Annotated in this window: 11 protein-coding genes and 1 tRNA gene; 6 read left to right on the forward strand and 6 right to left on the reverse strand. The window is 72.2% G+C overall.

The window, feature by feature from the left end; all coding sequences use genetic code 11:
• Window positions 1–51: 51 nt before the first annotated feature.
• Window positions 52–2,484: an NAD-dependent DNA ligase LigA gene (gene ligA, locus H288_RS0104450; RefSeq protein WP_020091391.1), complete on the reverse strand. Its 2,433-nt coding sequence runs from the start codon at window positions 2,482–2,484 to the stop codon at window positions 52–54.
• Between the two features lie 64 nt (window positions 2,485–2,548).
• The gene (locus H288_RS0104455; RefSeq protein ID WP_020091392.1) at window positions 2,549–3,841 is read right to left on the reverse strand and encodes an MFS transporter; all 1,293 of its coding nucleotides are present in this window, start codon (window positions 3,839–3,841) and stop codon (window positions 2,549–2,551) included.
• 130 nt (window positions 3,842–3,971) lie between these two features.
• Here H288_RS0104455 and H288_RS0104460 point away from each other — a divergent pair, with 130 nt between their 5' ends.
• Window positions 3,972–4,688, forward strand: a complete 717-nt coding sequence (locus H288_RS0104460; RefSeq protein WP_020091393.1) for a 4'-phosphopantetheinyl transferase superfamily protein — start codon at window positions 3,972–3,974, stop codon at window positions 4,686–4,688.
• A gap of 85 nt (window positions 4,689–4,773) precedes the next feature.
• A tRNA-Pro gene (locus H288_RS0104465) sits at window positions 4,774–4,850 on the forward strand.
• Between the two features lie 784 nt (window positions 4,851–5,634).
• Here H288_RS0104465 and H288_RS0104475 read toward each other — a convergent pair.
• Together H288_RS0104475 and H288_RS0104480 are read right to left on the reverse strand one after the other, a co-directional pair.
• Window positions 5,635–6,345 carry a restriction endonuclease gene (locus H288_RS0104475; RefSeq protein ID WP_020091395.1) on the reverse strand — a complete coding sequence of 237 codons (711 nt, stop codon included), beginning with the start codon at window positions 6,343–6,345 and terminating at the stop codon, window positions 5,635–5,637.
• Window positions 6,346–6,493: 148 nt separating this feature from the next.
• Window positions 6,494–7,246, reverse strand: coding sequence for a methyltransferase domain-containing protein (locus H288_RS0104480; RefSeq protein WP_020091396.1), 753 nt, complete (start codon window positions 7,244–7,246; stop codon window positions 6,494–6,496).
• Between the two features lie 298 nt (window positions 7,247–7,544).
• On the opposite strand from H288_RS0104480, the gene H288_RS0104485 reads away from it, so the two are divergent.
• On the forward strand, window positions 7,545–8,501 hold the full coding sequence (locus H288_RS0104485; RefSeq protein WP_103984746.1) for a hypothetical protein: 957 nt from the start codon (window positions 7,545–7,547) through the stop codon (window positions 8,499–8,501).
• Between the two features lie 7 nt (window positions 8,502–8,508).
• On the opposite strand, the gene tgt is transcribed toward H288_RS0104485, so the two are convergent.
• Complete coding sequence (tgt, locus tag H288_RS0104490) at window positions 8,509–9,645, reverse strand: tRNA guanosine(34) transglycosylase Tgt (RefSeq protein ID WP_020091398.1); 1,137 nt, start codon at window positions 9,643–9,645, stop codon at window positions 8,509–8,511.
• Window positions 9,642–10,706, reverse strand: a complete 1,065-nt coding sequence (gene queA / locus H288_RS0104495) for a tRNA preQ1(34) S-adenosylmethionine ribosyltransferase-isomerase QueA (protein WP_020091399.1) — start codon at window positions 10,704–10,706, stop codon at window positions 9,642–9,644. The genes tgt and queA overlap by 4 nt, the downstream gene beginning before the upstream one ends.
• A gap of 98 nt (window positions 10,707–10,804) precedes the next feature.
• Here queA and H288_RS0104500 point away from each other — a divergent pair, with 98 nt between their 5' ends.
• From H288_RS0104500 to H288_RS0104510, 3 genes are all read left to right on the forward strand, one after another.
• On the forward strand, window positions 10,805–11,062 hold the full coding sequence (locus H288_RS0104500; protein ID WP_020091400.1) for a hypothetical protein: 258 nt from the start codon (window positions 10,805–10,807) through the stop codon (window positions 11,060–11,062).
• Entirely contained in the window at window positions 11,059–11,277 is a 219-nt protein-coding gene (locus tag H288_RS0104505) for a hypothetical protein (protein WP_020091401.1), read from the forward strand. Before H288_RS0104500 ends, H288_RS0104505 begins: the two co-directional genes overlap by 4 nt.
• Before the next feature lie 97 nt (window positions 11,278–11,374).
• Window positions 11,375–12,262 (forward strand): cation diffusion facilitator family transporter, encoded by an 888-nt coding sequence (locus H288_RS0104510; RefSeq protein WP_020091402.1) that lies wholly within the window; start codon window positions 11,375–11,377, stop codon window positions 12,260–12,262.
• The last annotated feature ends 7 nt before the right edge of the window (window positions 12,263–12,269 follow it).

The following is a 12,269-nucleotide window of genomic DNA, read 5'->3' on the forward strand; positions in this document are numbered from 1 at the left end:
GGAAGTTCTCGGGGTGTTCCCCGAGAGGTCTAGGCCGCCCGGACTCGGGCATCAACCCTGCGCCACCATCGCCAGCCAGTCGTCCTCCGAGACGACCCGGACGCCGTGCTTCTGCGCGTCCTTCAGTTTCGAGCCCGCACCGGGGCCGGCCACCACCAGGTCGGTCTTGGCCGAGACCGAGCCCGAGACCTTCGCGCCCAGGCGCTCGGCCACCGCCTTGGCCTCGTTGCGGGTCATCTTCTCCAGGGTGCCGGTGAAGACCACGGTCTTTCCCGCGAACGCTGAGGCCGCGGCGGCCCGCTCCATCGGCTGCACCGCCACCGCGTCGAGCAGGGCCGCGACGGCGTCGGCATTGTGCGGCTCGGCGAAGAACAGGAGCAGCGCGTCGGTCGCCACCGGGCCGATCTCGCCGTCGTCGGCGAAGACCCGGTAGGCGTCGCCGGGACGCTGCGCCGCAGCCCGCGCGATCGCCGCGCGCACCGCGTCGACGTCGCCGTAATGGGCGAGGAGGTTCTCGCGCTGCACGGCGCTCAGGCGCGCCCGCTCCTTGGCCGGAGCCGCGTCGTCCTCCGGGAAGCCGAGATCGAGGAGCCGGTCCCGGGTCGTGCCCCCGACGCGCGGCACTGCGGTGAGCTCGACCCAGTCGGGACCGGGCTGCGCCGCCGCGGCCTCGCGGATCGCCGCGATCAGCGTCGGCATGTCGGCGAAGCGCTTCGCCAGCGCCTTGGCGGTCGCCTCGCCGATCTGCGGGATGCCGAGGGCGAAGAGCAGGCGGTTCATCGGCACGGCGCGCCGCGCCTCGACAGCAGCGAGCAGGTTCCGGATCGCCTTGTCGTCCTCGTCGCCCTTCTTCTTGGCGGCCTTCTTCGGCGGCTCGCTCGTCCCCGAGTCCGCGCGCCGCTCGGCCGACAGCGCTTCGCGCCGCGCCACGATTGCGGCCTTGAGTTCCTCGAAGTCGAGGCGGAACAGGTCGGCGGGCTGGCGCACGAGCCCGGCCTCGAACAGGACCTCGATATAGGTCTCGCCGAAGCCCTCGATGTCGAAGCCGTTGCGCGACACGAAGTGCTTCATCCGCTCAACGCCCTGCGCCGGGCAGATCAGCCCGCCGGTGCAGCGGCGCACCGCGTCGGGCCGGCCGGTGCGGGGGTTGATGGCGCGGACGGCGCGGCTGCCGCAGGCCGGGCAGGTCTCCGGGAAGGCGTAGGGCCGCGAGTCGGCCGGGCGCTTCGTCAGGTCGACATCCATGACCTTCGGGATGACGTCGCCCGCCCGGACCACCGTGACCGTGTCGCCGACGCGGATGTCGCGGCCGTCGCGGATCGGCTCGCCGTCGGCGCCGACGCCCTTCACGTAGCCCTCGTTGTGCAGGGTGGCGTTCGACACGACGACGCCGCCGACGGTCACGGGACGGAGCTTGGCGAGCGGGTTCAGCGAGCCGGTGCGGCCGACATTGATGACGATGTCCTCGACCACCGTCGTGGCTTCCTGGGCGGCGAATTTGTGGGCGAGCGCCCAGCGGGGCGAGCGCGAGACGAAGCCCAGCCGCTTCTGGAGCCCGAGGTCGTCGACCTTGTAGACGACGCCGTCGATGTCGTAGCCGAGCCCGGCGCGGTCGGCCTCGATGCCGCGGTAATGGGCGAGCATCGCTTCCGTGTCGGTGAAGGTCTGGGTCCGCGGGTTCACCGGCAGGCCCCAGGCCGCGAAGTGCTCCAGCACGCCGGTCTGCGTGTCGGCGATCGGCGCCGACAGCTCGCCCCAGGCATAGGCGAAGAATCGCAGCGGCCGGGACGCGGTGATCGCGGGATCGAGCTGGCGCAGGCTGCCGGCGGCGGCGTTGCGCGGGTTGGCGAAGAGCGGCTTGCCGGCCGCCTCCTGCCGGGCGTTGATGGCGGCGAAGTCGGCGTGGGACAGGTAGACCTCCCCGCGCACCTCGCAGATCTCCGGCCAGCCGGTCCCCGCGAGCACCGCCGGGATGTCCTGCACCGTGCGGGCGTTGGCCGTGACGTTCTCGCCCACCTCGCCGTCGCCGCGGGTGGCGGCGGTGTCGAGCCGGCCGTTCACGTAGCGCAGGGACAGGGACAGGCCGTCGATCTTCGGCTCTGCCGTGAAGGCGAGGGGGGCGTCGTCCGGCCAGCCGAGGAAGCGGCGCACGCGCGCGACGAACTCGGCCACCTCCGCGTCGTCGAAGGCGTTGCCCAGCGAGAGCATCGGCACGGCGTGCCGCACCTTGGCGAACTTCTCCGAGGGCTTGGCGCCGACCGACGTGCTGGCGGCGCCCGTGCCGGCGAGATCGGGGAAGCGGGCCTCGATGTCCTCCAGGCGGCGGCGCAGCCGGTCGTACTCGGCGTCCGATATCTCGGGCGCGTCCTCCTGGTAGTAGAGGCGGTCGGCCTCCAGGAGCGCGTCCGACAGCCGCGCGTACTCGGCGCGCGCTTCCTCGGCGCTGAGGTCGAGATCGAGCGGTTCGGATTTCGTGGCGGCCATGCCGGGGTTCTAACGCATCGGCGGCCGGCGGGGAGCCGGCCACGGCGCGCGATCCCCGATTCCCTCACCGGCGGGCACCGAGCAGATCGCCGCGCCCCGCCATCCGGAAGGCCGCGAAGAACGTCGCGGCGACGAGGGCGGCGATTGCTTGCAGAGGCAGGACCGGGGCCAGCCAGCCCGCGACCGCCGTCCCGGCGACCGAGCCGAGGTTCATGGCCGCCATGTAGACCTCGAACTGCGTGGCCGCGCCCGGGCGGCCCCGGCTCGCCGCGAGCAGGGCCGGCATCAGGGCGACGATCAGCAGGCCGGGCAGCACGCTGGTGAGCGCCAGGATCGCCGGCGCCGCGGCCCCGACGAGGCCGGCGCCGATCAGGATCCCGGCCAGCACGAAGGTGAGGGCACTGCCCAGCAGCAGGGCGCGAAGCGGCGACGCCGCGCCCGCGCGGTCCGACCAGAGTCCCACCGCGACCGCACCGGCCGTGCCGCTCACCAGGGTCAGGAAAGCCTGGAGACGCGACAGGCTCGCGGCCTCCCAGCCCTGACGCTGGAGGAGGTCGATCGAGAAGGGCAGCTCGAACAGGCCGAGCGCCGCGTCGAGGCCGAAGCACAGAGCGAGCAGCCGCAGGGCGCGCGGGCGGCGCAGGGCGATCACGGTGCGGCGCAGGAAGCGGCGGAACGGCAGGCGCCGCGGCGCCGGTCCCCGGCGCTCGAGCGACCAGAGCGGATCGGCGGGCGCCTCGCGGACCAGCAGCATCGGCAGGCTCGCGACGATCGCGGCGACGAGCAGCCAGAGGGCGCTCGCGGCGAAACCCCAATTCGCGAGCGTCCATCCGAAGACGGCGGCGCTGAGGCTCGTTCCGGCCACGAAGCCCGCGCGGGTGCAGGCGCTGACCCGGCCGAGTTCCCGGGTGGGGACGTGGTCCATGATCATCCGGTCGCAGGCGGTATCGAGGAGCGAGGCGAACAGGCTGTGGACGAGGAAGACCGGACCGAGCGCGCCGACGGCGTCGCCCCCGGCGACGAGGAGCAGCGCCAGCGTCGCGTGGCATCCGACCAGCGCGGCGACCGCGAAGGGCCGGCGCCGTCCCATCCGCGTGTCCCCGGCCCGGTCCACCCAGGGCCCCCACAGCAGCGGCTGCAGCGTCCAGGGCAGGCCGGCCAGGGCGAAGTGCAGCCCGACCTCGGTTGCCGGGACGCCCCTAGCCGCGAGGTGGTTGGCGAGCGCCGTCAGCGAGAAACCCGCGACGAGGCCCTGGTAGAGGTAGGTGGCGAAGAAGACGCCGTAGCGGACGGACCGCTGGCCGAGGCTCGGTCTACCCAGGAGGCCGACGCGGAGATCCGCGCTGGACCGCGTCACCGCGCGCGGCGCTTCTTGCAGGAGACGGGCCGCGATCCGATGCTGCTCATTCCTGCCCCATCGGATCGTCGCCCGTGCCGTTTCGCTCTCCCGACGCTAGCGCCCCAGCTCCCGCCTCGCGAGGTGTCGCGTGAGCGCGGTGCAGGTCTGGATCGTCGACCTCGCCCTGACTTCGAGCCAGGTCGACCGGTGCGATGCCGTCCTCGACGCCGCGGAGCGCGCGCGGGCTGACCGTTTCCTGCGCCCGGCGGATCGGGCGCGGTTCCGCGCCAGCCACGCCGCGCTGCGGCTGGTCCTCGGCGACGCGCTCGGTCTCGCGCCGGCCGACGTCGAGTTCGCCGCCGGAGCCGGCGGCAAGCCGGAGCTCGCGGGCCCGGCACGGGGCGCCGCCGAATTAAACCTCTCCCATTCCGGGGCGCGCGCGCTGATCGGGCTCACCCGCGGCGCGGCGATCGGCGTCGATGTCGAGGCCGTGCGGCCGATCGCGGACGCGCTGCGGATCGCGGCGGCCCATTTCGCCGCCGACGAGGTGACGGCCCTGGCCGGAGCCCCGCGAAGCGCGGTCGAGCGGCGCTTCTTCGGACTGTGGACCCGCAAGGAGGCGGTGGTGAAGGCTTTGGGCAGCGGCCTGTCGCTGCCCCTCGACCGGTTCAGCGTCAGCGTTCCGCCCGAAGCGCCGCGCCTTCTCCGGGCCGACGGCGACGCGTCCTGGAACCTGGACGGTCCTTGGAGCTTCGCCGAGGTCGATTGCGGGCGCGATCACGTCGCCACGGTGGCGTCCCGATCCGCGGAGGCGGAGATCACCTGCCACCGTCTCCCGGACGACTGGCCCGATCATCTGGGCTGAAAAGGCGCAACAGCGCGCTTGCGGTGCGGGAAAGGCGCGGCTATACACCCGCTCGCCGGCCCTGGCGGACACGCGGGACGGCCTTCGGAGTGTAGCGCAGTCTGGTAGCGCACCACGTTCGGGACGTGGGGGTCGCAGGTTCAAATCCTGCCACTCCGACCAAAATTCCCGCGATCTTAAGTTCAGCGAGAACGGACGGTCACCCTTCGCAAGGGACCTCGTTGACGCATGACGCGTGACTTCGCTGGTCAGCGTCCGCGTATTCCCAGACTCTCGCGAATGCGGCCACCTCGACCGGACCGAAGCCGTCGCGCCATCCCGGCTCCGCATCAGGCCGGTCCCTGTCTCGCACCCCGCTGATCACTGCGCGCGGAGGATCCTGAGGCCGCCCCGTCTGGCCCGTCCGAGCCGTGATCCTGGGACGGAGTCTCCCCGGACCCCGCCGTGCCGGGGCTCTCGCCCTGCGGGATCAGGGGCGCCATGGGCACGCTCTCCACGAGCAGCGCGATCATCTCGGACCGTGAGCTCAGGAGAATGGCCGGCGGCTCGCCGGTGATCTGCCGCCATCGCCTGACGAAATCGCCCGCCGGCAACTCGGCGAGAGCGTCCTGTTCGGTCGCGGGGTGGTCCGTTCTGAGGGCTGCGGACTGATCCATGCGCCTCAACGGCTCGAACCACGATTCGGCCTCAGCCTCCGCCCGTGATGGTGAAGCGAGCGTTAGTCCGATCGCGGAAGACGATGCCCGCATCGGCGGACCGGCGGGCGAGGCCCGGGGCGCTCGATGCGTAGAGGAGCATCGCGCCTGTCCCTGACGAAAGCGTGCGCGCCGGTCAGTTCATCGGCGGGACAGAGGGAGGTGCGTCGAGGAATGGACCCGGCGCGCGGCCGTGCGGGATGTCGTCGTTCTCATGGGCCCTCATCGCACGACGCGGGGTCCGGGCGCGGTCAGGCGGCGAGCCGGAAACCGATTCCGCGGGCCGTGCGGGGCGCGACCGTCGACTTGTCCCGGGGCAGCAGCAGGTCGATCTGCGAGCAGTGCAGCGCCAGGACGTTCTGCTCCTCCGCCATGGCGCGCGCCGCGCCGCTGAACCGACCATTCGTCATCACGCACGCCGTGGTCGACCCGGCGCGCTCCGCCGCCGCCGCGACGTCGGAGATCGGGAGACACGCGACGTCGCGGTCCGCCCAATGCAGGCAAACGACGACGCGCGTTCGGGCCCGGAGGAGCACGAAGTGGTCCTGATCCTGGTAATCCAGGCGCCAGCCGGCCGCCTTCAGGCACCGCAGCATCAGCGCCTCGTAATGCGCCTGCGAGGCGCTCACGCGGTCGAGGAAGGTCCAGGACGCGACCTCGGCCGGCAGGATCGACGCGAATTCCGCGCTGACCAGGCGCCTGAAGCCGCGGAACCGGACGACGGCGCGGAGCGGGCGCGAGAGATGGGCGCGGTGCAGCCTGACGAGTTCCCGGTCCCAGAGCGCCTCGAACGCTGCCGCTCCGCGCGCGTGGTGCTCCATCCACCGGTTCTCGATGATCAGGCGCTCGATCTGCGGTCGGATCGCGCGGCGACACCGCTCGGTGAGCCGCTCCTGCAGATGCAACCAAGAGAGCAGAAGCAGGATGGCTATCACCCACAGGGCGAGGCTCGTCGCGAACATGGCGGCGGGACTTTGCGAAATAAGGCCTATGTCGCCATTTATCCGCCGCAGGAATTAAGCGGACATTGCCGGTCACATGCGTACTGAGCCGACCAGTGCAAGTCTTTGGAGATGGTGAATTCTAAATTTATGTCCGCCCCGCAGCCGCTCAGGTCCGCATGGCCACGAACATGCTCCGGCCCTGCTGGTGGTAGTAGCCGCTCTCCATCGAGCCGCGGATGTCGTGTCCCAGCATGTCGTACTGCTCGTAGACCATGTCGAAGCCGCACTCCTTGAGAAGCTGGATCAGGGCCGGCTTGGTGGGCCAGAAGGAGCGCTTGTTGCTCCACGAGGTCCATTTGTGCGCCTCGAGCTGGCTCGTGTCGTCGAGATCGTGCTCGTGCATCCAGCGACCCGGCAGACCTTCGTTCTCGGCGGGCGGAGAGAGCTGGAACAGGGCCTCGTTGGTCTCGGTCGCGAAATGCGTGTGCAGGATGACCACGTCGCGGACGCATTCGGCCATGAGGCGGATGAAGGCGGCCGGCCTGTCGAGGTGGTAGAGCAGTCCGCAGCAGAAGGCGGCATCGAAGGGGCCGTGGGCCGCCAGATTCCACACGTCGTCGTTGACGAAGGCGAGGTCGGGGACGCCCGTCCCCTCCTTGACCCGCAGGCAGTTCTCGAAGTTGGAGCGGCGCACCTCGACACCGGTGGCGCGCATCCCGGCGCGGGCGAATTCGAGCGTGTAGCCGCCCTCGAGGCAGCCCAGATCGACGATCGACCGGCCGGCCAGCCTGTGCCCGTAGAACAGCCGGAGCGAGCGCAGGGCCGCCTGGGTCCAGGGGCTGTCGCCGATCAGCCAGCCCGCCTCGGGCAAGGTCTCGGACCCGTCCGCGAGGCGGATGTTGTGTGCCGTGAACGTCATGCCGCCTCCCCACGCCGCCCACTCGTGCCGGGCAACGCCTTCGTCCGTCTATACGGGCGGCGGCCGATCGGTTCACGCGCTTTGTCGATCCGCCCGTATCGAACGGTCGACCGGCGGGATGGGTCAGGTCGGCGCGACCGCCGCCTCCACGGTGCGGCCGGGCACGCGATGCCCGCGACGGGGCCCGTCGAACGGCGTATGTAGCCGCCCGATGGATCCGTCCTCTCACCATCGAGCCGGCCGGCGACCCGCTGGATGGGTCGGCTTCGCGCGCAGCTTCCTCGTCTGCGCCACCCTCATGGGCTTGGCGCTGATCGGCTTCGTGGCCGCGGTCGATCCCTACGGACTGCGGGCCGCGCCCGGGCATCCGCCGGGACCGATCATGGATGCCAATCAGCGGCTCTCCTATCCGCAGATCGCCCGCGGGGGGCCGTTCGACGCGGCGGTCTTCGGCACCTCGACGGCGCGACTGCTCGACCCGCAGGCTCTCGACGCGGCCTTCGGTGTCCGGTTCGCCAATCTGGCGGTGAATGCCGCGACGCCCGACGAGCAGGGTCGACTCGCCGCGCTGTTCCTGGCCCGCCGGCCGATCCGCGCGGTCCTGTTCGGCCTCGATGCCCCATGGTGCGCCGCCGATCCGCCGGCCCGGACCGCCCATGCCTTTCCCGACTGGCTCTACGCGGACCGCGTGCCCGGCGATGTCCTGCGTCAGGTCAGCCTGCGCTCGGTCACGACGGCCGTCCGGGCCGGACTCGCCGATCTCGGGCTGACGCGGGCGCGGATTCGCGGAGACGGCTACGCGGTCTTCACGCCGCCCGAGGCGCGCTACGACCTCGCACGCGCCCAGGCCCATATCCGCGCAGGCCGCGTGGACTCGGCGGCGGCGGACGCCCCCGAGCTGCCGATGCCGGCCCTCGACCGCCTGGACGATCTCCTCGGTCGCGTGCCCGCCGAGGCCCTGAAGATCGTGGCCTTCATGCCGGTGCATGCGGGGGCGCAGGGTTCACCGGGATCGGCGGCGGGCCGTCGCGAGGAAGCCTGCAAGGCGCGCGCCGCGGCGATCGGGAAGCGCCGGGGCGCGGTCGTGGTGGATTTTCGCCGGATCTCGCCGCTGACGACCCGGGACGCGAATTATTGGGACGCGCTGCATTACCGCCTGCCCGTGGCGGGGCGCGTCGTCTCCGATCTCGCGCGCGCCGTCGCCACCGGCCGCGACGATCCGGATGGAATCTACCGGGTGCTCGCGCACCCGTGACGCCCGGTCAGGCGGCGGCGCGCTCGGCGCTCGCCCAGCCGGCGCGGGTCTCTGCGCAGTACTCCGCGTAGCGGCCGTCCCGGATCGCCGCGCGCGCGCCGGCCATCAGGTCCTGGTAGTAGGCGAGGTTGTTCCAGGTCAGCAGCATCATCCCGAGGATCTCGTTCGAGCGCACGAGGTGATGCAGGTAGGCACGGGAATAGTCCCGCGCGGCCGGACAGGTCGAGGTCTCGTCGAGCGGCGCGGTGTCCTCGGCGTGGCGGGCGTTGCGCAGGTTGACCCGTCCGTGGCGCGTGTAGGCGAGGCCGTGCCGGCCGGCGCGGGTCGGCATCACGCAGTCGAACATGTCGATGCCGCGGGCGACCGCGCCGAGGATGTCGTCCGGCGTGCCGACGCCCATCAGGTAGCGGGGCTTGCCGGCGGGCAGGTGCGGCTCGACCGTCTCGATCATGGCGAACATGACCGCCTGCGGCTCGCCGACGGCGAGGCCGCCCACCGCGTAGCCCTTGAGATCGAGATCCGTCAGCGCGCGGGCGCTCTCGACGCGCAGGGCCGGCACGTCGCCGCCCTGGACGATGCCGAACAGGGCCCGTCCCGCCTGCTCGCCGAACGCGACGCGGCAGCGCTCGGCCCAGCGCAGCGACAGGTGCATGGCCTTCTCGATGGCCCCGTGGTCCGCCGGCAGGCGGACGCACTCGTCGAGCTGCATCTGGATGTCGGAGCCGAGCAGACCCTGGATCTCGATGGAGCGCTCCGGGCTCATGTGATGCGCGGTGCCGTCGATGTGCGAGCGGAAGGTCACGCCCTGCTCGTCGATCTTCCGCAATGCGGAGAGCGACATCACCTGGAAGCCGCCGGAATCGGTCAGGATCGGCCGGTCCCAGTTCATGAAGCGGTGAAGGCCGCCGAGCCGGGCCATACGCTCGGGGCCGGGCCGCAGCATCAGGTGGTAGGTGTTGCCCAGGACCACGTCGGCGCCGAGATCGCGGACTTGGCCAGGATACATGGCCTTGACGGTCGCGGCCGTGCCCACCGGCATGAAGGCCGGGGTCCGGATCTCGCCGCGCGGCGTCCCGATCACGCCGGTGCGGGCGGTGCCGTCCCGGGCCAGCAGGTCGAAGCGGAAGTGTGCGCTGTCGGTCATGGGGTGTCCGCGCCCGGGCCCGGGAAGAGCAGGCTGGCGTCGCCGTAGGAGTAGAACCGGTACCCGGCGGCGATCGCGTGCGCGTAGGCCGCGCGCATCGTCGCGAGACCTGAGAACGCCGAGACCAGCATGAACAGCGTCGAGCGCGGCAGGTGGAAATTGGTCACGAGGGCGTCGACCGCGCGGAACCGGTAGCCCGGCGTGATGAAGATCTCGGTGGGTCCCGAGAAGGGCGCGAGCGTGCCGTCCGGTCGGGCCGCGCTCTCCAGCAGCCGCAGCGCCGTGGTCCCGACCGCGACGATCCGGCCGCCCGCGGCCCGCGCGGCGTTCAGGGCCTCGGCCGTGGCGGCGTCGAGGATGCCGATCTCCGCGTGCATGCGGTGGGCCTCGGTATCTTCGGCCTTGACCGGCAGGAAGGTCCCGGCGCCGACATGCAGCGTGACGTGGTGGCGCCGCAGACCGGCGGCGTCGAGATCGGCCAGCAGCGCGTCGGAGAAGTGCAAGCCGGCCGTGGGAGCCGCGACCGCCCCCGGATTGCGGGCGTAGACCGTCTGGTAATCGGTGGCGTCGCGGTCATCCGTGGCGCGCTTGCCCGCGATGTAGGGGGGCAGCGGCAGGGCACCCTCCGCGGCGATGGCCGCGTCGAGGTCTGGCCCGGCCCGGTCGAAGGCGAGGACGATCTCCCCGGCCTCGGCCTTCTCGAGAACGGTCGCCGCCAGATCGCCGAAGCGCAGCGCGTCGCCCGCCGCGAGCCGCTTGGCCGGACGCGCGAAGGCGCGCCAGCGGTCGGGGGCTTCCCGCAGGTGGAGCATCACCTCGGTGCGCTGGCCGGGGGCGCCGGGCCGTGTGCGCACGCCGTTCAGCCGGGCCGGGATCACCCGCGTGTCGTTGAAGACCAGGGCGTCGCCGGCCCGGAGGGCCTGGGGCAGGTCGCGCACGGTCCGGTCGGCCAGCGGCGCGCCAGGTCGGACCACGAGCATCCGCCCGGCGTCGCGCGGCTCGGCCGGGCGCAGGGCGATGCTGGTCTCCGGCAGATCGAAATCGAAGAGGTCCACGCGCATCGCCGGCTGCCTGCACCGAACGGCACGCGGTTTCAACCGCGGAACCGCCGGGGAGCGCGTCCGTTTCCAGCGTCACCGAGACGCGAGGCTCCCGATCCATGCCCTGGTACGCCGTTCGCCCCCGTGACGCCGCCGATCCCCGCTGGCCGCTCCCCGGCACGTCCGAGATCGTGCTGAAGGCCGAGGATCCCGACACCGCCCGCGCGAAGTTCGAATCGGCCTACCCGAGCCAGCCCTTCGGCAGCCCCGGAATCCCGGTGCCGAATACCGGCGCCGGCAGCTTCCGCGGCGATCCGGACGCCCTGGTCGTGGCCGAGACGGGCGAGCCGCCGGCGCCGCGGGGGAGCGACGCGTGACGCCCCGCGGTCGCCCCCGGCGGGTCACCCTCGACGGGCAGCTCCTCGGGTACTGGGAGCGCGAGGCCGCCCGGCTGGAGACCCTCGCCGCCGGAGCGCGCTTCGCCTGGCAGCGCCGTCGCTTCCTGCGCAAGGCGGAGGCAGCGCGTGCCAAGGCGGAGCCGAGCCGGCGGCGCGAGGCCGCCCGCGACAACGGCGGCGCGTCGGAGACTTAGCCGCGGCTAACACGTTTTCGGCGGCGTCGAACCTTTGCCGTGGCCTTGGCCGCGGCCGGTGCCGTATGGGCGCGGCGTCACCCCAACGGCGCGAACCATGGACCGCACCCAGAAAGCCGCCCTCTTCAGCGCGGGCATCGGCCTCGCCGTCACGGCGATGAAGTTCTACGCGGCGTGGCTCACCGGCAGCCTCGCCCTGTACTCCGACGCGCTGGAGAGCATCATCAACGTGGTCGCCGCAATCGGCGCCTTCGTGGCCCTGCGGGTCGCCGCGCGCCCGGCGGACGAGGACCATCCCTACGGTCACCACAAGGCCGAGTTCTTCTCGGCGGTGATCGAGGGCGCGCTGATCGTGGTGGCGGCGCTGCTGATCCTGCGCGAATCCTATTTCGGGCTGCTCGCCCCGAAGGCCCTCGACGCGCCCGCGGTCGGCCTCGCGATCAACTTCGCGGCCGGGATCGTCAACGCGGTCTGGGCGGCGGCACTGATGCGCTGGGGAAGGCGGTGGCGGTCGCCGGCCCTGATCGCCGACGCGCGCCACGTCTTCGCCGACGTGGTCACGTCCTGCGGCGTCCTGGCCGGCGTCGGCGCCGTGGTGGTGACGGGCTACCCGGTCCTCGACCCCGTGGTGGCCGGGCTGGTCGCCATGAACATCCTGTGGTCCGGCTTCCGCATGGTCCGGGAATCGGTGGACGGCCTCATGGACAGGGCCGCCCCGGCCGAGATGGTGAGCCAGATCCGGTCGCTCATCTCCCAGCACGGCGAGGGCGCGCTGGAGGCGCACGACGTGCGCACGCGCTCCGCTGGTCAGGCAACCTTCATCGACTTCCACCTCGTCGTCCCCGGCGCGATGACCGTCGAGGATTCGCACGCGATCTGCGACCGGCTGGAATCCGCCCTGGAGACGACGATCCCCGGGGCGGTGGTGACCATCCACGTCGAGCCCGGCGAGGAGGCCAAGGCGCGGGGATTGCCGGTGCTGTAGGCCGCCG

The sequence above is a fragment of the Methylobacterium sp. 285MFTsu5.1 genome (assembly GCF_000383455.1).
In the GTDB taxonomy this organism is placed as follows: Bacteria; Pseudomonadota; Alphaproteobacteria; order Rhizobiales; family Beijerinckiaceae; genus Methylobacterium.

Coding starts and splice junctions, on each gene's coding strand:
- H288_RS0104510 (WP_020091402.1), top strand. CDS start 11,375: ATGGACCGCACCCAGAAAGCCGCCCTCTTCAGCGCGGGCATCGGCCTC.
- tgt (WP_020091398.1), bottom strand. CDS start 9,645: ATGACCGACAGCGCACACTTCCGCTTCGACCTGCTGGCCCGGGACGGC.
- H288_RS0104485 (WP_103984746.1), top strand. CDS start 7,545: ATGGGCTTGGCGCTGATCGGCTTCGTGGCCGCGGTCGATCCCTACGGA.
- H288_RS0104480 (WP_020091396.1), bottom strand. CDS start 7,246: ATGACGTTCACGGCACACAACATCCGCCTCGCGGACGGGTCCGAGACC.
- H288_RS0104475 (WP_020091395.1), bottom strand. CDS start 6,345: ATGTTCGCGACGAGCCTCGCCCTGTGGGTGATAGCCATCCTGCTTCTG.
- ligA (WP_020091391.1), bottom strand. CDS start 2,484: ATGGCCGCCACGAAATCCGAACCGCTCGATCTCGACCTCAGCGCCGAG.
- queA (WP_020091399.1), bottom strand. CDS start 10,706: ATGCGCGTGGACCTCTTCGATTTCGATCTGCCGGAGACCAGCATCGCC.
- H288_RS0104500 (WP_020091400.1), top strand. CDS start 10,805: ATGCCCTGGTACGCCGTTCGCCCCCGTGACGCCGCCGATCCCCGCTGG.